The sequence below is a fragment of the Paenarthrobacter sp. PAE-2 genome (genome assembly GCF_026013155.1).
Lineage (GTDB): Bacteria > Actinomycetota > Actinomycetes > Actinomycetales > Micrococcaceae > Arthrobacter > Arthrobacter ureafaciens.
The window spans coordinates 207,796-232,307 of the sequence record NZ_JAPDNV010000002.1 but is presented as its reverse complement, the minus strand read 5'-3'; the positions used below and the strand labels follow the sequence as shown (position 1 = coordinate 232,307).

25 protein-coding genes are annotated in these 24,512 nt (G+C 64.3%); 17 read left to right on the top strand and 8 right to left on the bottom strand.

Going from position 1 to position 24,512, the window contains the following annotated elements; all coding sequences use genetic code 11:
• Nucleotides 1-155 precede the first annotated feature (155 nt).
• From OCL88_RS02055 to OCL88_RS02045, 3 genes are all read left to right on the top strand, one after another.
• Nucleotides 156-1,472, top strand: a complete 1,317-nt coding sequence (locus OCL88_RS02055) for an IniB N-terminal domain-containing protein (RefSeq protein ID WP_264961431.1) — start codon at nt 156-158, stop codon at nt 1,470-1,472.
• A 138-nt stretch (nt 1,473-1,610) separates the two neighbouring features.
• Nucleotides 1,611-3,545, top strand: a complete 1,935-nt coding sequence (locus OCL88_RS02050) for a dynamin family protein (protein WP_413775446.1) — start codon at nt 1,611-1,613, stop codon at nt 3,543-3,545.
• Nucleotides 3,542-5,047: a dynamin family protein gene (locus OCL88_RS02045; RefSeq protein ID WP_264961430.1), complete on the top strand. Its 1,506-nt coding sequence runs from the start codon at nt 3,542-3,544 to the stop codon at nt 5,045-5,047. Before OCL88_RS02050 ends, OCL88_RS02045 begins: the two co-directional genes overlap by 4 nt.
• Here OCL88_RS02045 and OCL88_RS02040 read toward each other — a convergent pair.
• Both OCL88_RS02040 and OCL88_RS02035 read right to left on the bottom strand, forming a co-directional pair.
• Nucleotides 5,016-5,564, bottom strand: a complete 549-nt coding sequence (locus OCL88_RS02040) for a hypothetical protein (protein WP_264961429.1) — start codon at nt 5,562-5,564, stop codon at nt 5,016-5,018. The genes OCL88_RS02045 and OCL88_RS02040 overlap by 32 nt on opposite strands.
• Before the next feature lie 5 nt (nt 5,565-5,569).
• Nucleotides 5,570-6,013, bottom strand: coding sequence for a PLD nuclease N-terminal domain-containing protein (locus OCL88_RS02035; RefSeq protein WP_179012177.1), 444 nt, complete (start codon nt 6,011-6,013; stop codon nt 5,570-5,572).
• A gap of 90 nt (nt 6,014-6,103) precedes the next feature.
• Between OCL88_RS02035 and OCL88_RS02030 the strand changes: the two genes are divergently transcribed.
• Nucleotides 6,104-6,409 carry a DUF4229 domain-containing protein gene (locus OCL88_RS02030; RefSeq protein ID WP_021473845.1) on the top strand — a complete coding sequence of 102 codons (306 nt, stop codon included), beginning with the start codon at nt 6,104-6,106 and terminating at the stop codon, nt 6,407-6,409.
• Here the strand turns inward: OCL88_RS02030 and OCL88_RS02025 are convergent.
• From OCL88_RS02025 to OCL88_RS02005, 5 genes are all read right to left on the bottom strand, one after another.
• On the bottom strand, nt 6,406-7,284 hold the full coding sequence (locus tag OCL88_RS02025; RefSeq protein WP_166186661.1) for a 1,4-dihydroxy-2-naphthoate polyprenyltransferase: 879 nt from the start codon (nt 7,282-7,284) through the stop codon (nt 6,406-6,408). The genes OCL88_RS02030 and OCL88_RS02025 overlap by 4 nt on opposite strands.
• 51 nt (nt 7,285-7,335) lie before the next feature.
• Entirely contained in the window at nt 7,336-8,475 is a 1,140-nt protein-coding gene (locus OCL88_RS02020; RefSeq protein WP_264961428.1) for an AMP-binding protein, read from the bottom strand.
• A gap of 7 nt (nt 8,476-8,482) precedes the next feature.
• Nucleotides 8,483-9,442, bottom strand: a complete 960-nt coding sequence (locus OCL88_RS02015) for a 1,4-dihydroxy-2-naphthoyl-CoA synthase (RefSeq protein ID WP_264961427.1) — start codon at nt 9,440-9,442, stop codon at nt 8,483-8,485.
• A gap of 22 nt (nt 9,443-9,464) precedes the next feature.
• A complete protein-coding gene (locus OCL88_RS02010) occupies nt 9,465-9,902 on the bottom strand; it encodes a VOC family protein (RefSeq protein ID WP_264961426.1) in 438 nt (145 codons plus the stop codon).
• A 150-nt stretch (nt 9,903-10,052) separates the two neighbouring features.
• On the bottom strand, nt 10,053-10,781 hold the full coding sequence (locus OCL88_RS02005) for a CPBP family intramembrane glutamic endopeptidase (protein WP_021473850.1): 729 nt from the start codon (nt 10,779-10,781) through the stop codon (nt 10,053-10,055).
• Nucleotides 10,782-10,833: 52 nt separating this feature from the next.
• Here OCL88_RS02005 and OCL88_RS02000 point away from each other — a divergent pair, with 52 nt between their 5' ends.
• The 5 genes from OCL88_RS02000 to OCL88_RS01980 all read left to right on the top strand — a co-directional run bounded on the left by OCL88_RS02000 (nt 10,834) and on the right by OCL88_RS01980 (nt 16,844).
• Nucleotides 10,834-11,778: a metal ABC transporter substrate-binding protein gene (locus OCL88_RS02000; RefSeq protein WP_264961425.1), complete on the top strand. Its 945-nt coding sequence runs from the start codon at nt 10,834-10,836 to the stop codon at nt 11,776-11,778.
• Entirely contained in the window at nt 11,775-12,509 is a 735-nt protein-coding gene (locus OCL88_RS01995) for a metal ABC transporter ATP-binding protein (RefSeq protein WP_166186657.1), read from the top strand. Before OCL88_RS02000 ends, OCL88_RS01995 begins: the two co-directional genes overlap by 4 nt.
• Before the next feature lies 1 nt (nt 12,510).
• Complete coding sequence (locus OCL88_RS01990; protein WP_201433600.1) at nt 12,511-13,371, top strand: metal ABC transporter permease; 861 nt, start codon at nt 12,511-12,513, stop codon at nt 13,369-13,371.
• Nucleotides 13,372-13,497: 126 nt separating this feature from the next.
• Nucleotides 13,498-15,159, top strand: coding sequence for an ABC-F family ATP-binding cassette domain-containing protein (locus OCL88_RS01985; RefSeq protein WP_264961424.1), 1,662 nt, complete (start codon nt 13,498-13,500; stop codon nt 15,157-15,159).
• Between the two features lie 224 nt (nt 15,160-15,383).
• Complete coding sequence (locus OCL88_RS01980) at nt 15,384-16,844, top strand: amino acid permease (RefSeq protein ID WP_021473855.1); 1,461 nt, start codon at nt 15,384-15,386, stop codon at nt 16,842-16,844.
• Between the two features lie 56 nt (nt 16,845-16,900).
• Here the strand turns inward: OCL88_RS01980 and OCL88_RS01975 are convergent, their stop codons facing one another.
• Nucleotides 16,901-17,251, bottom strand: a complete 351-nt coding sequence (locus OCL88_RS01975; RefSeq protein WP_264961423.1) for a hypothetical protein — start codon at nt 17,249-17,251, stop codon at nt 16,901-16,903.
• A 506-nt stretch (nt 17,252-17,757) separates the two neighbouring features.
• On the opposite strand from OCL88_RS01975, the gene OCL88_RS01970 reads away from it, so the two are divergent.
• The 8 genes from OCL88_RS01970 (at nt 17,758) to OCL88_RS01935 (ending at nt 24,388) form a co-directional block, all read left to right on the top strand.
• Nucleotides 17,758-18,216: an SRPBCC family protein gene (locus tag OCL88_RS01970; protein ID WP_264961422.1), complete on the top strand. Its 459-nt coding sequence runs from the start codon at nt 17,758-17,760 to the stop codon at nt 18,214-18,216.
• Entirely contained in the window at nt 18,216-18,872 is a 657-nt protein-coding gene (locus OCL88_RS01965) for a pentapeptide repeat-containing protein (RefSeq protein ID WP_264961421.1), read from the top strand. The genes OCL88_RS01970 and OCL88_RS01965 overlap by 1 nt, the downstream gene beginning before the upstream one ends.
• Before the next feature lie 116 nt (nt 18,873-18,988).
• Complete coding sequence (locus tag OCL88_RS01960; protein ID WP_264961420.1) at nt 18,989-20,215, top strand: thiolase family protein; 1,227 nt, start codon at nt 18,989-18,991, stop codon at nt 20,213-20,215.
• Nucleotides 20,215-21,009, top strand: a complete 795-nt coding sequence (locus OCL88_RS01955) for an enoyl-CoA hydratase/isomerase family protein (RefSeq protein ID WP_264961419.1) — start codon at nt 20,215-20,217, stop codon at nt 21,007-21,009. Before OCL88_RS01960 ends, OCL88_RS01955 begins: the two co-directional genes overlap by 1 nt.
• Complete coding sequence (locus OCL88_RS01950) at nt 21,006-21,869, top strand: 3-hydroxyacyl-CoA dehydrogenase family protein (protein WP_264961418.1); 864 nt, start codon at nt 21,006-21,008, stop codon at nt 21,867-21,869. Before OCL88_RS01955 ends, OCL88_RS01950 begins: the two co-directional genes overlap by 4 nt.
• Nucleotides 21,870-21,963: 94 nt before the next feature.
• Complete coding sequence (locus tag OCL88_RS01945) at nt 21,964-22,569, top strand: GNAT family N-acetyltransferase (RefSeq protein WP_264961417.1); 606 nt, start codon at nt 21,964-21,966, stop codon at nt 22,567-22,569.
• Between the two features lie 66 nt (nt 22,570-22,635).
• On the top strand, nt 22,636-23,382 hold the full coding sequence (locus tag OCL88_RS01940; RefSeq protein WP_264961416.1) for a tyrosine-protein phosphatase: 747 nt from the start codon (nt 22,636-22,638) through the stop codon (nt 23,380-23,382).
• Between the two features lie 28 nt (nt 23,383-23,410).
• A complete protein-coding gene (locus tag OCL88_RS01935) occupies nt 23,411-24,388 on the top strand; it encodes a glycosyltransferase family 2 protein (protein WP_264961415.1) in 978 nt (325 codons plus the stop codon).
• Nucleotides 24,389-24,512: the final 124 nt, after the last annotated feature.

Below are 24,512 nucleotides of genomic sequence, written 5' to 3'. Positions count from 1 at the left end.
CCTAACGGAGCCCGGCCGAAATCCCCTAATGGTGGGGTGCCGGATAGGGGGACCGGACCCGATGCCCCGGGCATCCCCCCGGCCATACGTTGAATGCAAGCCCGGCAAAGGCGCCGGGCGTTTTCCATCACCACAGAATTTGAGGGAGCGTTCCAATGCCAACACTCGCACAACAGCTCGTACAGTTCCTGATGAGCCTGTTCAACAACCCCGACGCAGCCGATGAGTTCGTCCGCAACCCCGAAGCTGCATTGTCAGCCGCAGGGCTGCGGGACGTTTCCTGCGCTGATGTGGATGCCGCCCGCCCCGTAGTCCTGGACTACGCACCCATCAACGCCCGTGCCTCCTTCGACCGTGAGTACAACACCGGCGGCAACCACGCCTCAACCGGTGGCGGCGGCGAGCACCACGCTCCCGGCGGCGGCGGCAACACCGGCGGCTGGGGCGGCCGCGACGATGATCACGACGGCGGACACGGCGGCGGCCATGGTGGCGGCTGGGGTGGCCATGATGATGATGATCACGACGGCGGACACGGCCACGGCGGTGGTGGCGGCGGCTGGGGTGGCCATGATGATGACGACCACGACGGCGGACACGGCGGTGGCGGCGGACACAACGGCGGCGACTGGGACGATCACGCCCATGCCGTCCAGCAGCTGGTCCACGTGGTGAACAACTACTCCTACACCACCAACATCGACGACCGCGACACCATCACGGACCAGTCCGTGAACCAGAACATCTGGGCCGACGGCGACGTTACCCAGCTGTTCAACCAGGACGCCGTCATCGCATCGGGCGACGGAGCCATTGCCGCCGGCGACGACGTCGAGAACTCGGGCAACACCACAACCACAACGACCACCACCACAACCACCAACAACACCGACGACCACTCGCTGAACATCACCAACGGTTCCGGCGAAGTGAACGTCGGCAACACCGAGCTGGATGTGGAGATCGAGGATTCGTTCAACGACAACTCGGATCATTCAGTGACGAAGGACTCCTACAACACGGACAACTCCACGCACACGGACGATTCGTACAACACGGACGATTCGTACAACACCGACCTGGACGTGGATGTGGAGATCGAAGACTCGTTCAACACGGACAACTCCACGCACACGGACAATTCGGACAACTCGGTGAACGTCACCGACTCGTTCAACGAGACGGACAACTCCACCGAACTCGAAGTGGGAGACGTGGACGTGGAGGTCATCAACGACTCCATCGTGGTCCAGGACAACGAGCTGGAAGTGGACAACTCCACGGAGTACGACGTGGAAGACGTCCAGCTCAACTACGATTCCACGGTGATCCAGGACAACGAGGTCGAACTCGAGTACACCAACGTTGAAGACAACACGGTCATTGCCGACAACGAACTCGACGTCGAGGTCGAATACAACGACATCGACGACTCGCTGGTCGTAGCCAAGAACGATGTGGAAATCGACTAATACCGGGAGCCAACCGGTTTAGAGGCCAGCAAGGAAAGGCCCCGGCAGTGCCCGGCAGGCGGGAAACCACCTGCCGGGCATTTTCGCCGGACATTCAAATACCTGAGGTCGCAAACAGTCGTAAACAAAGGATCAGCTGTGACGGAAACCGAACGCATGGCCACGTTGGTGGAACAGGGCCTGGAATTGGTGGGGGCAGGGGAGAGGAACGACCTTCGACGCCGGCTGGAGCAGACCCGTCGTCGTTTGCTTGACCCCAGCGTCCGCGTGATCGTGGTGGGCGAGTTCAAGCAAGGCAAGAGCCAGCTCATCAACGCCTTGGTCAACGCTCCGGTGTGTCCGGTGGACGACGACGTCGCCACCTCCGTGCCCACCGTGGTGAAGCATGGGGACGCGCCATCGGCCTCGGTGTTGGTGGCCAAGGGCCCCCAAGCACCGGAACAGGACCCTGCCACCCAGGCTGCCCCTGCCGGAAGTGACCAGCTGGAACGCCGGCCGGTCAACATCAACGAACTTGCGGCCTACGTGTCGGAAGCCGGCAACCCCGGAAACGCCAAGAACCTTGCGGCAGCCGAAGTCGCGCTGCCCCGCCAACTCCTCGCAGGCGGACTGACCTTGGTGGATTCCCCCGGTGTGGGCGGCCTTGGTTCCAGCCACACGCTCACCACCCTCACCGCCTTGCCGTCGGCACACGCAGTGCTGTTCGTCTCCGACGCCTCCCAGGAATACACCGAACCCGAAATCCGGTTCCTCCGCCAGGCCATGCGCGTCAGCCCGAACGTCCTCGCAGCGCTCACCAAGACCGACCTGTATCCCAGCTGGCGGCAGATCGAGGCGCTCGACCGGCAGCATTTGTCCGACGTAGGGCCCGGAATTCCCCTGTTCCCCGTGTCCTCGGAGCTCAGGCTGCAGGCTGCGCGCTTGAAGGACAAGGAGCTCAACGACGAGTCTGGCTTCCCGGCGCTCATCACGTCGCTCCGCAACGACGTGGTCGGCAAGGCCGCCACGCTCCGGCGTCGTTCTGTGGCGCAGGACCTGCTGACGGTCACCGAACACCTCAGGCTCTCCCTCCAATCCGAACTGTCAGCACTGGAGAACCCTGAAGGCACCCCACAGATGATTGCCGATTTGCAGGCCGCCAAACAGGAAGCCGACGCGCTCAGGAAACGCTCCTCCCGCTGGCAGACCACCCTCAACGACGGAATTGGCGATCTCATCGCGGACATGGAGTACGACCTCAGGGACAGGCTCCGGCGCATCCAACGCGAAGCCGAGACCGCCATCGACCAAGGCGACCCGGGTCCGGCATGGGATCAATTCACCGTCTGGCTGGAGCAAAGCACGGCTGCTGCCATCTCCGACACTTTCATCTGGACCAGCGAGCGCTCCCAGTGGCTTGCCCTCCAAGTCGCCGAACACTTCTCCGAGGAAGTGGTCGCGCTGCCCCTGACCAACGTCGCAGACACGGGCGGGGTACTGGACCCGGTCGGCGAAATGCCCACCATGGAAGACGGGCGCCTGGGACCGCTCCAGAAACTCCTCATCGGCATGCGCGGCTCGTACGGAGGGGTGCTGATGTTCGGCCTGCTGACGGGCATCTTCGGCATGGCCCTGATCAACCCGCTGTCCGTCGGGGCTGGGCTGATGCTCGGCAGGAAGGCCTACCGCGAAGAGAAGGAAGCACGGCTCAAACGGCGCCAGGCTGAAGCGAAAACGCTGGTCCGGAAACAAATCGACGACATCGTCTTCCAAGTGGGAAAGCAGCTGAAAGACCGCCTAAGGATGGTCCAGCGGGAAACCCGGGACCACTTCACCGAGATCGCCGACGAACACCACCGTTCCCTCACCGATTCCGTGGCCGCCGCGCAAAAGGCCGCCGCCACCTACGCGGTGGAACGCGACCTGCGCATGAAGGAGATCCGGACCCGGCTCAAGACCGTGGACGCCCTGCACCAGGCAGCAACGCATCTGCAAGGCACCGCCGTTGACGCCAGGACCCCTGCACCGGAGCAGCGGCCTGCCGCACCTGAACAACAGCAGGCTTCCCAAGCCACCGCGGTGCGGGCCGGATGAATGGTCAGGTGGTAGCCGAAGCCGCCGTGCTGCTGCAGCAGGCCCGGGAGATGTACGACGGCGACGCCCCGGCGCTCGCGGTCATCGACGACTTGGCTGAACGCCTGGACGGGCCGCTGCGCATTGCGGTGGCCGGCATGGTGAAGGCCGGGAAGTCCACGTTGCTCAACGCAGTCATCGGCGAGGAGATCGCACCCACCGACGCCGGTGAATGCACACGCATAGTTACTTGGTACCGGTACGGAGCAACACCCCGTGTGACGCTCCACCCCCTCGCGGGCGAACCCCGCACCTTGCCGGTCACCAGGGAAGACGGCCGGCTGGTCTTTCAATTGGGGGACATCCAGGCGGAAGATGTTGACCGCCTGGTGGTTGACTGGCCGGCCGCCAGCCTCAGGGACCTCACCCTGATAGATACTCCCGGTATTGCCTCCCTCTCCCAGGACGTCTCCGGACGGTCAACGGCCTTCCTTCTGCCGGAGAACGCGCCGTCGTCTGCAGATGCCGTCATCTATTTGATGAGGCACCTGCACGCCTCTGACGTGCGTTTCCTCGAGTCGTTCAAGGACAACGCTGCCGGGAAGTCCGGGACCGTCAACGCCTTGGCCGTGCTCTCGCGAGCGGACGAGATCGGAGCGGGCCGGATCGACTCCCTGATCTCGGCCGCTGTGATCGCCGACCGCTACAGCCGGGACCAGAACCTCAAGCCCTTGGCCCTGGGCGTCGTTCCGGTGGCAGGCCTCCTGGCCCAAAGCTCCAGGACCATGCGCCAAACCGACTTTGAGGTGATGGTTGCCTTGGCCGGAATGGACAAGGCCCAACGCGACAAGACCCTCCTGTCCGCGGACCGTTTTGTCCGTTCACCGGAGCCCGCCGGCGTGGAACAAGGCGCCAAGGCTTCCCTGGTTGCGCGGTTTGGGTTGTTCGGGATCCGGCTCGGGGTGGCGCTGATCAATGGCGGCATCAGCGACCCCACCAATCTGGCCCACGAGCTTGCCCGGCGCAGCGGCTTGGGCCAACTGCTTCAAACGGTCGCCGCGCTCTTCCAGACGCGGGCCGAGGCACTCAAGGCCAGGGCCGCCGTCGTGGGTTTGGAAGCTTTGCTCCGCACTGCCGGGACGGCCGGCGCAGCAGCGAGCGAGGATGCCGCCCGGCTGCTCACGGCCATGGAACGGTTGCAGGCGGGCGCGCACGAATTCCGGGAACTGAAGCTGCTGGCAAAGCTGAGGACCGAAGGCGCGGGCCTCACTCCGGAGCTCGCCACCGAAGCCGAACGGCTGGTGGGTGGCCGCGGGACCCTGCCGGCTCACCGGCTGGGAGTCGCGCAGGACGCGGACGACGACGCCATCAGCGAGGCTGCGCGGGCGAGCCTGAACCGTTGGCGGCTGATCGCCGAGAACCCGCTCACCGAGCCGTCAGCCCTGGATGCTTGCCGCGTGGTGATCCGCAGCTGCGAAGGGATGCTCGCGGCTATTCCGGCTGCTGCTCCCGCCCGCTCCTGAGCCACGCTGTTGTGGCGGGGAGGAAGAGCAGGATCAGTCCGGCCGCGGCCAAAATGTATTGGGCGGCCAGCAGCACGGTGGCCAGGACACCGTCGGAACCCGGCGCAACGACGAAGTCCGAGATGATCACGGTGACCACGGCGTGAAGCAGGACCAAGGGTGCCAGCGCCCATCGCGCCCAGCTCCTGCGCTTGAAAATAATCGCCAGGAGGACGGCCTCCATGGCGATCACCAGTGCCAGCAGGCCCAGGCTGCCCAGGAAAACGACGGCGGTGGCGCCCTCCAGTGACTCGGCGTCACCGGCCGGGACCATGCCTTCGATGACGCCCTTGAGCCGTTCAAAATGGGAGTTCCTGCCGAGGAAATCCGTCACGATCAACGCCGCTCCGGCAACGAAACTTGCCACCCACAAGGAACGCGACACCTTGGCCGGACCAGGTGCCTCCGTAGCTACGGCTATGGGCGGTGGTGCGGAAAGCGTTACACCGGGACGTGGCGGAGGCGCTGGTGTGGCCATATTACCTACTTCAGCTCATCGGTATCATGGGGGTCCGGCTCGCCATGCTTGGCCTCACCGGCAGCAAAACCTTTGCCCTTGGGTCCGCCCGTTCCCTCCGGGCCCTTGGAATCCTTGAGTTTGCGCTCCTTGGCGTCGAGCTCGGCCTTGAGCTTCTTCAGCCGTTCTTCTTCTGCCTGGTTGCGCCTGCGGAGTTCGAGGTTGCGGAGGAACTCGGGATCGTCGTCGGGGGCCGTGGGGTAGCGGCGGACGGGTTGTGCCGAAGGCTTGCCGTAGGGGCGCCCGAAGATAAACCAGAGTATGGCGCCAAGCACTGGCAGGACGATCATGACCACGATCCAGGCCGGTTTGGAAATCCCGCGGGTGGCGTGGCGGTCTGTGCGGATGACATCCACAAGGGCGTACACGAAGACAACAAGGACGACGACGACGCCAACAACCCGGAGCATGCACCAAGTCTAGTCGCCCGGAGCGGTTCGCTGGATCCCCTCCAGAGGCTGTGATCAGAGTGCAATGAATCGGGCGGCTAAACTTGAAGGGTGGCTTTCCTGAAGTATTCCCTGATCCGTTTGGCGCTTTTCGTGCCTCTGTTCGTCCTTTTCCTGTTTTTGGGGACCGGAGTGTTCCTGGCAGTGATCTTTGCCGGGCTGATCGCCTTTGCCATCAGCTACCTGTTCTTCCAGAAGCAGCGTGACGAGGCCACGGCGGCCATGCGTGAACGTTTCTCCGGGCGTGCCAAACCCATGCGCACTGCGGGCGAAGTGGACGATGCCGCTGCCGAGGACGGCCTGGTGGAGCAGAACCCGGACGTATCCATCAACACGGACAAGCGGCCCAACGCCTAAATCCGGGTGAGGATCAGTCCGAGCGAGAACAGCAGGCTGTAGCCGAGGTTGATCAGGCCGGTCTGCTTGAGCACCGGGATGAGGCTCTTGCGCTTCTTGCCGTTGATCATGAGCCACGCCGGCATGAGGCAGGCGGGGATCAGCAGCAGCACTATCAGCATCCACGGCTTGGTGGGCGCCAGCACGATGACCAGCAGGATAGCCACACCGAGCATCAGCACGTAGCTTTCCCGGGCGTGGCGGTCACCCAGCCGGACGGCCAGGGTGCGCTTGCCGGCGGCGGTGTCCGTAGGAATGTCCCGGACGTTATTGGCCATCAGCAGGGCACACGCAATAAGGCCGGTTCCGATCGCACCTACGACGGCGGCGAGGCTCACCTGCCCTGCCTGGGTGTACGTGGTTCCGAGCGTAGCCACGAGCCCGAAGAACACGAAGACGAACACATCGCCCAGGCCCATGTAGCCATAGGGGTTCTTGCCCCCGGTGTAGCCCCAGGCGGCCAGGACGCAGCCGATGCCCACCAGGATCAGCCACCACGCCTGGGTGATGATCACCAGGATCAAACCGCACAGCATGGCCAGCCCGAACAGCCCGAACGCGGCCCACTTCACCTGCTCAGGCTTGGCAACGCCGGAACCTACCAGGCGCAGCGGCCCCACGCGTTCCTCGTCGGTGCCGCGAATGCCGTCGGAGTAGTCGTTGGCGTAGTTCACGCCGACTTGGAGCAGCAGCGCCACAAGTGCGGCGAGGATGGCGTTCGGCAGCTTGAATGCCTGGAGTTCAAACGCCGCCGCGGAGCCGATCAGGACCGGCGCGATCGCCGCGGGCAGTGTTCGGAGCCTGGCTCCTTGAATCCATTGTGCAGCTGTCGCCACGTGCAGTACCTCGTGTGTTTCGCTTTGATCTTCGGTTGGGACGAATCTGTCCTATTGTCCCTGATGCAGCCGGTTGAGCTGTTCGGTCATGGCCAGCCGGTCCGGTTTCCCGTTCGGCAGCATGAGCAGTTCCTTCTCCACCAGCACTGTTTTGGGGCTGAGGACTCCCAGGGCTGCCTCGCGGCGGCCGGTGAAGCCTTGGATGCCGGCCGGCGTCGGATCCGCCATGACCACGTACGCTGCCACGGCCTGGCCCCACTCACGCGAGGGGACGCCGGCCACGAAAGCGGCCGTGACGCCGTCGAGCTCTTCGAGCTTGCTTTGGATGTACGCGGCGGAGGCCTTGACGCCTCCGGTGATGATGACGTCGTCCGCGCGGCCCAGCACGGTGAGCTTGCCGTCGTCGGAGAGTTCGCCGAGATCGCCGGTGACGTACCAGCGGACGCCGTCCTCCTCGAAGAACGCGCCCTTTGCGGGAGAGCCGCCGTCAAGGTAACCGGCCGCCACCGTTTCGCCGCCCAGCAGGATGCGCCCTTCCAGTTCGCCCGTGCCGATCCGGACCTCGACGCCGTCCAGGGGCTCGCCGTCGTACACGCACCCGCCGCACGTCTCGGCCGAGCCGTAGGTGGTGACCACCTTCAAGCCCTCAGCGTGGGCGGTTGCGAGCAGTTCGGCGGAAGCGGGGGCACCGCCCAGCAGGATGGCGTTGAAACGGCGCAGCGCGGCCAGGGTTTCAGGGGCGGGGGAGTCGAGCAGGCGCTGCAGCTGCGTGGGCACCAACGACGTGAAGCGGACCTTGTCCGTCAGCTCCTGCGCGGCGGCCGTGAACGCCTCCGGGGTGAAGCCGCTGGACAGGTCCATCACCCACGGCCTGGTGCCCGCATACAGCGAACGCACCAGCACCTGCACCCCGGCCACATACTGGAGCGGAAGTGCCAGCAACCACTGGCCCTCGGCGCGCAGCGTCATGGCCGTGCCCACGGACGACGCCGCGAGCGCATCGACCGTGAGGACGGTCGCCTTGGGTGTCCCGGTGGAGCCCGAGGTGCGGACCACCACGGCAGCGTCCTCGACGCCGGTTTCCACGGGTACGGCGCTGGGCCGGCCGTCCGCGTCGGTGACGATTTCGACGGCGGGGCCCTCGCCATGGAGGGCAGCGGACAGGGCCTTCAGGATGGGATCGATGTCCATGCCGGTCCTAGAAGTAGTAGGGGAAGTTGGACCAGTCGGGGTCGCGTTTCTGCAGGAAGGCTTCCTTGCCCTCCACGGCTTCGTCCGTCATGTAGGCCAGGCGGGTGGCTTCACCGGCGAAGACCTGCTGGCCTGCCAGTCCGTCGTCGGCCAGGTTGAACGCGAACTTGAGCATGCGGATGGCCTGCGGGGACTGGCGGGCGATGTCCGCGGCGTACTCCAGGGCTACTTCTTCCAGCCGTTCGTGGTCCACCGCCTCGTTGACCGCGCCCATGCGCACCATGTCCTCGGCGGAGTATTCGCGGGCCAGGAAGAAGATCTCGCGCGCGGCTTTCTGGCCGATCTGGCGGGCCAGCAGCGCTGAGCCGTATCCGGCGTCGAAACTTCCTACCGTGGCGTCCGTCTGCTTGAACTTGCCGTGCTGGCGGGAGGCGATGGTGAGGTCGCTGACCACGTGGAGCGAGTGGCCGCCGCCGGCAGCCCAACCGTTGACGACGGCGATGACCACCTTGGGCATGGTGCGCATGAGCCGCTGGACTTCAAGGATGTGGAGCCGGCCGGCGCGGGCGGGGTCTATGTATTCAGCGGAGTCGCCTGCAGCGTCTTCTACGGGGTAGCGGTAGCCGTCCCGGCCGCGGATCCGCTGGTCCCCGCCGGAACAGAACGAGTGTCCGCCGTCCTTGGGGGAGGGGCCGTTGCCGGTGAGCAGCACCGTTGCCACGTAGGGGGTCATGCGGGCGTGGTCCATGGCCCGGTACAGCTCATCCACGGTGCCGGGGCGGAATGCGTTGCGGACTTCGGGCCTGTTGAAGGCGATCCGGACGGTGGGGAGGTCCCTGATTCCTTCAGCCGTGCGCTCAACCTGCCGGTGGTACGTCATGTCCTTGAAGTCGTCGAAGCCGGAAACGGTGCGCCAGCGTGAAGGGTCAAAGACGTCGGAAACCTTGGCAGGGAGATCGTTGTTCACAGTCCGAGTCTAGTAACGCTCCTTAGCTGATGCAGAACTCGTTGCCCTCGGGGTCGGCCATGGTGTGCCACTCGTGCGGCCCCTGGCTGGCGGTCCATAGATGGGTGGCACCGCGCGCTTCCAGTTCCTTGCGGACCACGTCCTTGTCCCGGCCGTCCAGGCGCACGTCCCAGTGCACCCGGTTCTTGACGCTCTTCGGGTTCGGGTCTGTCTGGAAGAGGATCCGCCGGCCGGTCTTTGGGTCCTTGTCCTCGGCTGGAACAATCGCGCAGCCTTCGGCCCATACCAGCTTGCCGTTGTGCGTGATGGTCTGGTCCTCGGTTGCGTAGCCCTTCTGGATCATGGACCGGATGAAGTCCTCGTCCTGCGGCTCCACCGTCCATTCGAGGGTTTCGGCCCACCAATCGGCGAGCTCGTGCGGGTTCTTGCAGTCCACTACCACCTGGATGTTGAGTGTCATGTGCTCCAAGCTATTCCCGCTGCGGGTGGCCGGGTAGGGCTTTGCGGTCACCTTCCGTCCGGGTTCCCCCAACTGGGTCGCATTTGTGCGCGTTTTCAGGGCTCAAAACGCGCACAAATGCGACCCAGTTGGGTGTTTTTGGGGGTGGGGTCAGTTGGTGAGGAGTTCCGCGGGGATGGCGTAGATCAGCACCACGGCGAGGAGGTTCTTGGTCGCGTGGACGAAGTAGGCGAACATCAGGTTCTTGCCCGTCCAGACGTAGACGCCCACCAGGACCACGGCCATGCCAAGGTACGGCGCCAGCGCAGACAACTCCAGACCCTCGCGTCCGATCGTGTGGATCGACGCGAACACCACGGTGGAGATGGCGCAGCACACCCAGATGTTGACGTATTTGGACAATTTCCCGATCAACAAATGCCTGAAGAGGTATTCCTCTACGAACGGCCCCACCAACACCAGCAACGGAACCATCAGCCAGGCGGGCACCTGCTGCAGCAGGCCTTGGATCCCCAGTTGGTTCTCGGAACTCTGCGCGGTCCCCAGGGCGGCCACCAGGAGCGCAGTGAGGATCAGCATCGCCACCACGGCCAACGGCACCATGCCCAGCGTGAACCACGGCCGCGTGCCCAGGATTTTGAGGTCGCGGCCGGCCACCCGCCAGGCGGAGGCTACGGCGAAAAGCCCGACGGCGGCATAGAAGACCGCGTTGACCGCGTAGGACGCTGTGGCCGGCTCGGGAAACAGCTGAAGCATCAGCCGCTCGACGGACGCGCCGAAGAAGGTGAAGTACAGGGTAAAGCCCACGTATGCGGCAACGGCGGCAGCATCCAGGGCATTGAACCTGTAGAGCCTTGTCTGCGTGGAAATTGTGCCCATATGAACAGCCTAGCTTTGCCGCCCGCAACCGGGGGCCGCTACAATTTTCGGTATGCCTAACTTTCCGTTTCGGCTCGCCAAAGTTGTCCGCCGTTTCGTTGCTTTCCTGGCCTCCATTGCCGTGGTGCTGGGGCTCTCGGCCTGCGGTGGCAACTCCACTGCGAGCAACTCAGACAAGCCCGTTGTGCTCACCACCTTCACGGTCCTCGCAGACATTGCAAAGAACGTCGCCGGAGACAAACTGCAGGTGGAATCCATCACCAAGGCAGGCGCGGAAATCCACGGCTACGAGCCCACGCCCGGAGACATCCGCAAGGCGGCGCAAGCGGACCTCATCCTGGATAACGGGTTGAACCTGGAAGCCTGGTTCGCGCAGTTCGTCGAAGGCCTGGACGTTCCCCACGCCGTGGTCAGCGAGGGCGTGAAAGTCATGGACATTGGCGAAGACAGCTACCGCGGCAAGCCCAACCCGCATGCCTGGATGTCGCCGGACAACGTCCAGATCTACGCAAACAACATGGCCAAGGCCTTTGCCGGCCTGGCGCCGGAGCACGCTTCCGAATTCGAAGCCAACGCCAAGGCCTACAACTCCCGGCTGCAGGAAGTGAAGGACGAGATGGTGTCCAAGCTGTCCGTCCTGCCGGAAAATCACCGGGCCCTGGTCACCTGCGAAGGGGCGTTCTCCTACCTGGCCCGGGACGCCGGCCTCAAGGAGGTCTACATCTGGGCCGTGAACGCCGAACAGCAAGCCACGCCGCAGCAAATCGCCCGGGCAATCGGGTTCGTCAAGGACAACCAGGTGCCCGCAGTCTTCTGCGAATCAACCGTGTCCGATGCACCCATGCAGCAAGTGGTGGGAGCCACCGGAGCGAAGTTCGGCGGAGTGCTGTACGTAGATTCACTGTCTGAAGCGGGCGGCCCCGTACCCACGTACCTGGACCTGATCCGGCACGACGCCAAAATCATCACCGAGGCCCTCACAGGAGGAACGGCATGAGCACCCCGGCCATTGCTGTTGAAAACGTCACCGTCCACTATGGCGAGGTGCTCGCCCTGGACTCGGCATCGCTGACCCTGGAACGCTCGCGCATTTGCGGCCTCGTGGGCATGAACGGCTCGGGAAAGTCCACGCTGTTCAAGACCATCATGGGCATGGTCAAGCCGGACACCGGGCGGGTCCTGGTCAACGGCCATCCGCCGGCAAAGATCCGCAAAGAGGCGGGCATCGGTTACGTTCCACAAAGCGAAGAAGTGGACTGGGCCTTCCCGTTGTCCGTCCGCGACGTAGTGATGATGGGCCGCTACGGGCATCTGGGTTTCACGCGCCGGCCCCGCAAAGCCGACCGCGACGCCGTCGAGCACGCCTTGGAACGCGTGGAACTGGCTGACTTTGCCGACCGTCAAATCGGGCAACTGTCCGGCGGGCAGAAGAAACGCGCCTTCGTGGCCCGGGGCATTGCCCAGGACGCCACCATGATGCTGCTTGATGAGCCGTTCGCCGGGGTGGACAAACGCTCCGAGGCCACCATCACCCGGCTGCTCAAGGAACTGGCCGCCGATGGCGCCACCATCCTGGTCTCCACCCACGATCTCCATGCGCTCCCGCAGCTCTGCGACGAAGCAGTCCTCCTCATGCGCAAAGTGCTGATGCACGGAAGCCCGGACGTGGTGCTGCAACCGGAAAACCTGGCCATGGCTTTCGGCCTCGACGTCATGAACAGGGGCTGAGATGGAATTCCTGCTCGAACCCCTCAGCTACGACTTCATGGTCCGTGCCCTCGCCACCACGGCCATCGCCGCAGTGGTGTGTGCCGTGCTCAGCTGCTGGCTGGTCCTCATCGGCTGGTCGCTCATGGGCGACGCCGTCTCGCATGCGGTGCTTCCCGGCGTCGTGCTGGCCTACATCGTGGGTGCGCCTTTCGCGCTGGGCGCTTTGGTGTTCGCGCTCTTGGCGGTGACCCTCATCGGCGTTGTGCGGAACACCAGCCGGGTCAAGGAGGATGCGGCGATCGGGATCGTCTTCACCTCACTCTTTGCCTTTGGCCTGGTGCTGATTTCCGTGACGCCCAGCCAAACCGACCTGAACCACATCATCTTCGGCAACCTGCTGGGCGTAAGCGTCGCGGACCTGGTCCAAGTGGTCATTCTCGGGGCCGTCGCCTTCGCTATTTTGATCCTCAAGAGGCGGGACCTGACGCTCTACGCCTTCGACCCCACGCACGCGCACGCAATCGGCCTGTCGCCACGGCTGCTGGGCGCCCTCCTGCTGGGGTTGCTCGCCCTGACCTCTGTGGTTGCGTTGCAGACCGTCGGCGTCGTCCTGGTGGTGGCGATGCTCATCATTCCCGGCTCCACGGCCTACCTGCTGACGGACCGTTTCAACCGAATGCTGGTCATTGCTCCGGTGATCTCCGTGGTGTGCTCCGTGGCTGGCATCTACCTGAGCTACTACCTGGACACCGCCTCGGGCGCCATGGTGGTGGTCACCCAGGGTGCGGTGTTCGCCGTCGTGTATCTGTTCAGCCCGCGGCAGGGGCTCATCGGAACCCGGCTCGCGAAAGCCCGGCGGAAGCGGGCGCTGGCGGTCTAGGCCCTTGACGCGCCCGCTTCCCAGCGGGCAGTCTGGACCGATGAAGTCTTGAGAGCAGCCACTATCCGGCTGTATCCCCCGTACACCCCTGGCCATCTGCCTGCTACGGACCTGCGAGGACACCTCATGACTGACCACCTTCACCTTTCCGGCGTTTCCCACGGCTACGGGGACCGCCAACTTTTTGATGCTGTCCACCTGGTGATCCCCTATGGCGAGCATGTTGCGGTCGTGGGCGAGAACGGTGCCGGTAAATCCACGCTGCTCCGCCTTCTGGCCGGGATCGAAACGCCCGACGACGGCGAAGCCGGCTTCTCCGGCAACCCCGCCTACCGCGTGGGTTACCTCGCGCAGACACACGGGATGGCGGAGTCGCTGACCGTGGGGGACGCCATCGACGCCTCCCTTGGTGCGCTCCGTGCCCTCGAAGCGCGGATTGCCGAGCTGGAACGCGGCCTGTCCGAGGCCGGCACGGAGACGCTTGAGCTCTACGGCAGCCTGCAAACCGAATACCAGCTCCGCGAAGGGTACGCCGCCGAATCCCGGGTGGAAGCAGCGCTGGACAAACTGGGGCTCGGAGGCGTGGACCGCCGTCGAACGCTTGGCTCCCTGTCCGGCGGCGAGCAAGAGCGGGTGGCGCTCGCCTGCCTGCTCGCCGACCCCGCAGAAGCGCTGCTCCTGGACGAGCCCACCAACCACCTCGACGCCACCGGCACCGCCTGGTTGGAGTCCCGGCTGGCTGCGCACCGGGGAACCGTGGTGGTTGTCTCCCACGACCGTGTCCTGCTGAAGAAAGTTGCCAGCACCATCATTGAGGTGGATGCTGACCGTCGCTCCGTGAACCGCTACGGAAACGGCTACGACGGCTACCTTCGCGAGAAAGCTGCCGAACGCGCCCGCTGGGCCCAACAGTACGAAGGCTGGGTGGACGCCATCTCCGCCGAACGGCTTCAAGCGGCCACCGTGGCGGACCGCATGGGCTACGGGCGCAGGCGGGACAAGGACAAGATGGCCTTCAGCTTCAAGAGCGGCACCTGGCAACGGGCGGCTGCGAGCAAAGTCCGCAACGCCCGGGAGCGGCTCCGGAGGCTCGAGGAAAACCCGGTGGACCGGCCGCCCGTACCTCTGAAGCTTGCCGCTCCCTTGGACGCGGTGGCCGTGGACGTCTCCGAGCCGGCCCTGGAAGCCCGCGGCGTCAGCGTTCCGGGCCGTCTCCAGCCCACCGACCTGCGGGTGGAAGCCGGGCAGAAGGTCCTCATCACCGGCCCCAACGGTGCCGGCAAATCCACCTTGTTATCAGTCCTGGCCGGTGTCCTGGAACCAGCCGCCGGTTCCGTGGCTGCACCCGGCAGGGTCGGCTACCTGCAGCAGGAACTCGACGTGCCTTCCCGCCCGGAGCTGCGCCTGCTCCCGGCCTTTGCCGCCGGGCTGGGCGGCACCATCGATGACCATGCCGAGGACCTGTTGCGGCTGGGGCTGTTCCGTCCCGCAGAGTTCCATGTGCCGGTTGGAGGGCTCTCGGCCGGGCAGCAACGCCGGCTTGCCCTCGCCCGGATCCTGCTGGGCGGCTACGACACCATGATCGTGGACGAACCCACCAACCATCTGGCTCCCGTGTTGGTGGAGCAGTTGGAGGCGGCGCTCGCAAACTTTTCGGGAACCGTGGTGATCGTGAGCCACGACCGTGCGTTGGGTGAGTGGTTCGACCGGTGCGCGGCGGGTTCGGGCGGGGCCGGTGCGGCCGGAGCGTGGGTGCGGTACGGCATGCGGGACGGCGGGTTGCTGTAGCGGTTCCTGCCCTGCTCAGGAGCCCATTTGTTGCCTTCGTCACGGGTGCAGCGTCACATGCCGTAAGATAGACGGGTTGCGCGAACGTTCGACGTTCTGCGGTCCACGTCACAGAACGGGATTCCCAAAGGGGAAATCTCCGAATTTCCTGTGCCAAAACCGCCCGTGCTCCGGCACCGGGCGCAGCCCCCTACAGCAAGACCCCAACCCACAAGGAAACAGCTGTGCCGCAAAGTACCCCCACAGACCTCAAGCCCACGGCCCCATCCACGGCCGCAGGCTCTACCCTCAGCGCAGAGGGTTACCAGAAGACGCTCAGCCGCCGTCACGTGACCATGATTGCCATGGGCGGCGCGATCGGCGTTGGCCTGTTCATGGGCGCAGGTGGCCGTTTGGCTTCCACCGGCCCGGCCCTGATCTTCTCCTACGCCATTGCCGGCGTCATCGCCTACCTCCTGATGCGCGCCTTGGGCGAACTCATCATGTACCGCCAGACCTCGGGCTCGTTCGTGAGCTACGCCGGTGAAATGTTCGGCAAGAAAGGCGCGTACCTGTCCGGTTGGATGTACTTCATCAACTGGGCCATGACCGGCATCGCGGAACTGATCGCGATCGGCCTCTACTTCCAGTTCTTCTTCCCGAATGTTCCGGTTGAACTCTCTGCCATCGCAGCGCTGGTGCTGCTGGTGGCCGTGAACCTGTTCAGCGTCAAGGCCTTCGGTGAATTCGAATTCTGGGCTTCCTGCCTCAAGGTTGCCGCGATCGTGATCTTCCTGGCTGTGGGCACCTTCATGGTGGTCACCAACGCACAAGTGGGCGACGGCAACGCTTCCGTGGCCAACCTCTTCCACTCTGACGGCGGGATGTTCCCCAAGGGCGGCCTGGTGATGATCCTCGTCCTGAACGCCGTGATCTTCGCCTACAACGCAATCGAGCTCGTGGGCATCACCGCAGGTGAGATGGAGAATCCGGAGCGTGAAGTTCCCAAGGCGATCCGCGCCGTCGTCTTCCGCATTGTGGTGTTCTACGTCGGTTCCGTGACCCTGTTGGCCATGCTCCTCCCGTCCGACCAGTACGTAGCCGGCACGTCGCCGTTCGTCACCGTGTTTGGCCAGATGGGCCTTGGCTGGATGGGCGATGTGATGAACATGATCGTCATCACCGCAGCGCTTTCTTCCTGCAACTCCGGCCTGTACTCGATCGGCCGCATCTTCCGCACCATGGCCAACAACGGGCACGCCCCGCAGTGGCTGACCCGGATGTCCTCCCGTCATGTGCCGTTTGCGGCCATCCTGGCGATCGGCGGCGTGTACCTTGTGGGCATCCTCCTGAACATCTGGCTGGGTGGTTCGCACGCGTTCGACCTCGCGCTGAACACCGCTTCCATTGGCGTGATCTTCACATGGGGTTCGATCTTCGCGAGCCAGATCGCGCTGCGCAAGAAACGCGGTAACGTGTCCTCCCTGCCCATGCCGGGCTCGCCCTGGACCAGCTGGATCGGCCTCGTGGCGCTGCTGGCCATTACGGTCCTGATCGGCTTCGACACCGTCACGGACAAGACCACCGGCGACGTCTTCCTGCTGGGCCTCTGGACCTTGGCCACTATTCCGTTCTTCGCAGTGGTGCTGTGGCTCGGTTGGCAGAAGGTCAAGAACAACCAGCCCAAGAGCGAGCTGTTCTCCTAAGCAGCTGACTGGCAATAGGGGTTGCTCTGGAGCCTCAGAACAACCCCTATTGCCAGCTACTTGGGCGTCCACCCGCGCTCCTGCATCGCGGCCAGCACCTTGGACACAGCAAACCTTGCGTCGTTGCCCATGTGCCGTTTGGATATCCGCACCAAGTGCCAGCCCGCACGGCTGTAGTCTTCCTCGCGTTCTATGTCCCGGACAATCTGCGCGGGCTCTGAATGACCCTCGCCTACGTACTCCACGGCGACGCGCTGTTCGCGGTAGCCAAGGTCGGGTTCACGTACGACGCCGAAACCCAGTTCCGTGGGATGGTTGAGTTCCGGTTCGGGCAGCCCGGCCCGCTCAAGTGCCAGCCGGAGTCGCGTCTCGGGCGCTGAATCGGCGCCAACCCTGGCCTGTTCCAAAGCCAGGCGCCCACATGCCCTTTGACTCCCTTGCGCCGCGGGATGGCCATGGTGTCCGGGCGTGAGATGTGGATGATGGTTTCATGGCTGCCAGGCAGGAAGCCCGGAAACCCCCACAAGACAAATGCCGTGGCGTGCGAAGCTGCCGAAAAGGGAGTGATCACCGTGAAGGGCCGAACGATCTTCGGCAGCCCGGCTTCACCGTTCGGAGGGGCCCGGATGCCCCTGCTTGGTGCCCCAAGCGCGCGGTGCCTCCAGCGCTGACGCGAGACGCTGGCGTCGAGCGCTTCCTGCCATGTGAACGGAACTGACGGGAGGGCTTCCGGCAGTGATTGTGGGAGTCGCATCTCCTCATGCTGGCAAACCTTCCGTCAGCGCGGGACGTTATCCACAGCCTTCGCGCACGGAAGCCCAACTGACTGGCAATAGGGGTTGCTCTGGAGCCTCAGAACAACCCCTGCTGCCAGTCAGTTGGGAGTGTCAGTGCCCGGGTCTAGGCTCGATGTATGGAACACACCACCACGCTGACCCAGCACATCAATGCGAGCCCGGAGAAGGTTTGGGCGGTCATCTCTGACATCCCCGGTTCTGCTGCCACGCTGTCCGGCATCGATTCCGTCCAGATGCTCAGCGAGGGCCCGTACGGCGAAGGAACCCGCTGGAAAGAGACCCGCACCATGATGGGCAGGCAGGAAACCGTGGAAATGTGGGTCGCGGAGGCCGATCCGCCCCGGAGTACAACGGTCAAGGCACTCCAAGGCGGTGCCGCCTACACCACCCGCTTCAGCCTTGCCGGGCGCGACGCCGGAACGGACCTGACTGTTACCTTCGGGGCAGAGGTTCTGAAGCCGACTTTCTTGAGCAAGGTGGGCATGGCCCTGTTCGGCAAGCTCGGCATGAGCTTCACGCGCAAGGCGTTGGGCAAGGACCTTGCCGAGATCGCTGCCAAGGCGGAGTCGCTCTGATGGCGGCCGGCAAAGTTGCCGCACCCAAGGTCCCGCCGGTGCGGCTGGATGAACTGCGCGACGACGACGCCCCGGACTTCCAGCGCGGGGAACGGTATGACGGTATCCGCTTCACCCGGGCCTCCGCGGACGGGGAAGAGCTGAGCGGGGCGGACTTCATCGAATGTGAATTCAACGGCGTCTCCTTCAATGAAGCCCAGCTGCGGGGAGCAACCTTCCGCGACTGCATCTTCGCCGAGCCGTTCGCCCCGGTGTTCCCGGCTGCGAGGACATCATGGCAGGACGTGGAGATCACCAATCCCAGGTGGGGCTCGGCCGAACTTTATGAGGGAAGTTGGCGCTCCGTCCGAATCGACGGCGGCAAGCTGGACTTCGTGAACCTGCGCGGCTCCAAGTTGGTGGATGTCCAGATCTCCGACTGCATCATCAATGAGTTGGATCTCGGCGGAGTGACGGGAACCAGGGTCGCCTTGAAGAACTGCACCATCGGAACATTGGACGTCACCGGCGCCAAGTTCAAGGATGTTGACCTTCGCACTTCGGAGTTCCGCGGGATAAACGGCTTGGCTGGCCTGACCGGGGCGGTCATTGATGACTACCAGTTGAGTTTGATGGCTCCCTTGCTCGCCAACCACCTTGGAATCCGTGTGATTTAGGGAGGTGTGAGGACCGTCATCTGTTGACCGGCCGCGCGGGCCGTGTAATCTTTATAGAACGAACGGTCGGTATATTATTCCGTGCCGGCCCCTTTCACTTCGCGAAGGATGTTCTCATGGTCGAGGCTTTTCTTGTTGGTGGCGCACGGACGCCGGTCGGACGCTATGGTGGGGCACTTTCCTCTGTCCGGCCCGACGACCTCGCCGCCCTGGTGGTCCGGGAAGCAGTGGAACGGGCCGGCGTCGACCCCGACTCCATTGACGAGGTAATCCTCGGCAACGCCAACGGTGCAGGCGAGGAAAACCGCAACGTGGCCCGCATGGCCACCATCCTTGCCGGACTTCCCCTCCACATCCCGGGCATCACGGTCAACCGGCTCTGTGCTTCAGGCCTCAGCGCGATCATCATGGCCAGCCAGATGATCAAGTCGGGGGCTGCGGACATCGTGGTTGCCGGTGGCGTCGAATCCATGAGCCGCGCCCCCTGGGTCCAGGAAAAGCCGGCAACGGCCTTCGCCAAGCCGGGCCAGATTTTCGATACCTCCATCGGCTGGCGCTTTGCAAACCCGCGCTTCACCAAGGGTGATCTCTCCCGCGACGGCAAGATGACATATTCCATGCCGGAGACCGCGGAAGAAGTCGGGCGCGTGGACAACATCTCGCGTGAGGACGCCGACGCTTTCGCCGTCCGCTCCCACGAGCGTGCGCTGGCTGCTATTGCCGGCGGCCGTTTCAAGGAGGAGATCGTCCCGGTGACGGTCAAGACGCGCAAGTCCGAGACCGTCGTCGACACCGACGAAGGCCCCCGCGAAGGCACCACCATGGACGTCCTGGCCGGGCTGCGTCCCGTGGTCCCGGGCGGTTCGATCGTGACTGCAGGCAACTCCTCCACTCTCAACGACGGCGCCTCGGCTATCATCGTTGCCTCCGAGGCCGCCATCAAGAAGTTCGGCCTGACGCCGCGTGCGCGCATTATTGACGGTGCCTCAGCCGGCTGCGAACCGGAGATCATGGGTATCGGTCCCGTACCCGCCACGCAGAAAGTCCTCGCCCGCACCGGCCTTTCCGTGGAGCAGCTCGGCGCAGTGGAGCTCAACGAAGCGTTCGCCACGCAGTCGCTGGCGACCATGCGCCGCCTGGGCCTGGACCCGGACATCGTCAATAACGACGGCGGTGCCATCAGTTTGGGCCACCCGCTCGGTTCCAGCGGCTCACGTATTGCCATTACTTTGTTGGGCCGCATGGAGCGCGAGCTTGCCTCCCAGGCCGGACCGAAGCTTGGCCTGGCCACGATGTGCATCGGCGTCGGCCAGGGCACGGCAATGTTGTTGGAAGGCGTGTAATGGCACTGAACCAGGAAGACTTCAGCACCCTCCTGCTCGAGGAGCGCGAGGACCGGCTCACCGTCCTGCTGAACCGCCCGGAAGTCCGCAACGCGATCGACCAGAAGATGGTGGATGAGCTTCACGCGGTCTGCGCCGAGCTGGAAAAGAATCCCAAGATCCTGATCATCGCCGGAACTGACGGAGTCTTTGCCTCCGGCGCGGACATTGGCCAACTGCGCGAGCGGCGCCGGGACGATGCCCTCCAAGGCATCAACTCCACCATCTTCGCCCGGATCGCCAAGCTGCCCATGCCCGTCATCGCCGCGCTTGACGGCTATTGCCTGGGTGGGGGAGCCGAGCTGGCCTATGCCGCCGACTTCCGCATTGGCACTCCGAGCGTGCGCATCGGCAACCCGGAGACGGGTCTTGGCATCCTCGCCGCGGCAGGTGCCACGTGGCGGTTGAAGGAACTGGTGGGCGAACCGAAGGCGAAGGAGATCCTCCTGGCCGGTACGGTGCTCCGTGCCGAAGAGTCACTGCGAATCAACCTCATCACCGAGATCCACGAGGCCCCGGAGCTCATGGACGCAGCCCACAAACTGGCGGACCGCATCGGCCGGCAAGACCCCTTGGCTGTGCGGATCACAAAGTCGGTTTTCCACGCACCGGCCGAAGCACACCCCCTGATCGACACCCTGGCCCAAGGGATCCTGTTCGAATCCCAGGCCAAGTTCGATCGGATGCAGGCCTTCCTGGATAAGAAGTCCGCCAAGGCCAACGACGCCACCTCTCAGGACAGGATTCAGAAATGACAACAGCACCCGCCATCCCGAACGTCATCGGAGTCCTGGGCGGTGGCCGCATGGGCGCAGGTATTGCCCATGCCTTCCTCATCAAGGGTGCCACCGTCGTCGTGGTGGAACGTGACCATGAGGCCGCTGCCGGTGCGCACAACCGCGTGGCCGAGGCAGTAGCGAAGTCCGCTGCCCGGGGCACCCTCACGGAATCGCCGGAAGAGGTCCTCGCCCGGTTCAGCACCTCCACGGACTACGAGTCCTTCATTCACTGTGGTTTGGTGGTGGAGGCTGTTCCCGAGGACTACGACCTCAAGGTCACGGCGCTGCGGTCCGTTGAGGAGCACTTGTCCGCGGATGCCTTCCTGGCCTCCAACACGTCCTCCCTCTCCGTGACCGGACTGGGCCAGGAACTTCGCCGTCCAGCCAACTTCGTGGGCCTGCACTTCTTCAACCCCGTCCCGGCCTCCACCCTCATCGAAGTGGTCCTTGGCAAGGAAACCTCGCCCGAGCTTGCTGCCGCGGCGAAAAGCTGGACCGAGGCACTTGGCAAGACCGCCGTCGTCGTCAATGACGCCCCCGGGTTCGCGTCCTCGCGGCTGGGCGTGGCAATCGCACTCGAAGCGATGCGGATGGTCGAAGAAGGCGTGGCGTCCGCTGAGGACATCGACGCCGCCATGGTGCTTGGCTACAAGCACCCCACCGGCCCGCTGAAGACCACGGACATTGTTGGCCTGGACGTCAGGTTGGGGATCGCCGAGTACCTGCACTCCACCCTCGGTGACCGTTTTGCCCCGCCGCAGATCCTTCGGGACAAGGTGGCGCGCGGGGAGTTGGGGCGGAAGAGCGGCAAGGGCTTCTTCGACTGGACGGACTAGCCCGGGCCCACCCAACTGAGTAGCAGTTGGGCGCGTTTAGAGCGTTCTCAACGCGCGCATCTGCGACCTGGTTTGGGTCCGTTAGGCTGACCGGGTGACTGCGATTGAACCGATTACCCTTAAAGGCCACTTTGTAACCCTCGAGCCCCTCGACGCCGCGCACCACGACGGTCTGGTGGAAGCCGCCCTTGACGGCGAACTCTGGAAGCTCTGGTACACGTCCGTGCCAACCCCGGAGGGCATGGCCGCCGACATTGATCGGCGTCTTGCCCTCCAATCAGCGGGTTCCATGCTGCCGTTCGCGACGCGGCTGAACAGTACCGGCAAGCTCATCGGCATGACGACGTACATGAACATCGACGCCGACACTCCGCGCGTCGAGATCGGGTCCACCTGGAACGCGGCCTCAGCCCACGGAACGGGCACCAACCCGGATTCCAAGCTCCTGCTGCTCCGGCACGCTTTTGAAATGTTGGGATGCCCCGCGGTCGAGTTCCGCACGCACTGGCTGAACCACCAGTCCCGTGAGGCGATCGCGCGCCTTGGGGCCAAGCAGGACGGCGTTTTGCGGAACCACTCCCGCAGCAAGGACGGCGCCCTTCGCGACACAGTGGTATTTTCCATCCTCGAACACGAATGGCCGGCGGTCAGGAAAGGGCTGGAGTACCGGCTCTCCAAGCACCTGACCCCGAGGGGTTAGCTCTCGGGGCTAAACACACGCCAAAGCCGCGAGATCTCACCCTTCGGCACGGCTAGCATGGCTTCCATGGATGGGAACGCCGCGGCAGGCCGCTTGCAGGCCGTCGATTGGGACGGTGCGGTCAATGCTTGGCGCATTGCCGGGGACGTGTACCGGATGGGGCGCCACGAGTGGGTAACGGAGGCTGGCTGGCGTCAAATGTACGACGACGGTGTCCGCACCGTGATCGACCTCCGCGCCTCCCGCGAGCGGCGGCAACGCGACACCGATCCCCACGTTCCGGACGACGCGAAGGCGCAGATCGCCGTCGTGCATTGCCCCACGGAAGACCCGGACCACAGCGACTTCGGCACCACCTTTGGCCCCTACCTCAAGGAGCCCGGGCAGTACGCGGAGTACCTGGCGATGTTCGGGGACAAGATTGCCCGCGTGTTCAAAGCGATCGCTGCGTCTCCGGGCAAGGTGGTGGTGCATTGCTCGGCGGGGCGGGACCGGAGCGGCATGATCGCACTGATACTGCAACGGCTGGCCGGCATTGAGGACGCAGAGATCCTGCGCGGCTACGAGCTGGCGGCCCGCGGCATCAACGAACGCCACCGGACCCACGGTGCGCCGCATGCCCATGATACCTACCTTCCGGACCAGGATTTGGAAGAGCTGTTGGAGCGGCGGAGGGATGCCCTGCGCCGGTTCCTGGACGAGCTGGACGCGCGCGCCTACCTGGCGGGGCACGGCGTAACGGAGCAGGAAATTTCCGATCTTGTTGCGAAGCTCCATCCCTGGCCCCGGCGCGCTGCTAGCATGCAGGATTGATCACCATCCCCAACTGAATGGACGAGCCATGACCGCCCGCATCACCATCGTGACCCGTACCAAGAACAGGCCGGTCTTCCTGGCCCGCGCGTTGGACGACATCTTTGCCCAGACTTTCCAGGATTTCGAGTTGGTCATCGTCAACGACGGCGGCGACCCGGCCGCCGTCGAACAGCTCACCTCCCAGCGGTCGCAAGCTGAGCAGGCGCGTATCACCACGCTTCACCATGCTGAGTCTGTGGGGATGGAAGCGGCGTCGAATGCGGGAATCAAGGCCGGCACCGGCGAGTTCGTGGTGATCCACGATGACGATGATTTCTGGGCGCCCACCTTCCTGGAGCGCACCGTGGCGTATCTGGATGACCCGGCGCATGCATCGGACGCGGGGGTCATGGTGCGGACGGAAATTGTCATCGAGGAGATTGCAGACGGCAGGATCGAGCCTGTCCGGCGTGAGATTTTCTGGGCGGACCTGCGGCAGATCACCCTTGCGGACATGCTCCGGATCAACCGCGCGGTACCCATTTCCTTCCTGTACCGCAGGAGTCTCCATGACGCCGTCGGGTATTACAACGAGGATCTTCCCGTGGTGGGGGACTGGGAATTCCACCTGCGCGTGCTGAGCCATTCGCGCGTCGGATTCATCGACGGGGAACCGTTGGCTTTTTGGTCGCAGCGGCCGGAATCGGATGGGCATGACGGCAACAGCATTTTTGCCAAGGCCGCAGAGCATGCCCGTTACGATGCCCTGGTCCGCGACGACCATCTGCGGACCGAGGTTGCCCAAGGCGGGATGGGGACGGTGCTCTATTTGTCCCGCGTGCTGGCCGAACAAGAGGAACTCATCCGGGCACAGGAGAGGCGGCTCGATGAGACCACTGCCAAGCTGGACCAGGTCCTGGGGCGGCTGGATGCCCTGAATCAGACGATCATTACCCGGACCAGCGTGGGCGAGTTCCTGAAGAAACCGCTGCTGTTGGCACGGAAGCTGGGCAGCCGGTCCTGATCCTTCTCTCACATCCCGCCGGGTTTCGGGCAACCCTCTATCACAATGGGCGTAAATTCCCGCTGTACTCTCCGAGGCATTCATGTAGTCTGTATATATTACCGAACGGCCGGTCAGTAATGTT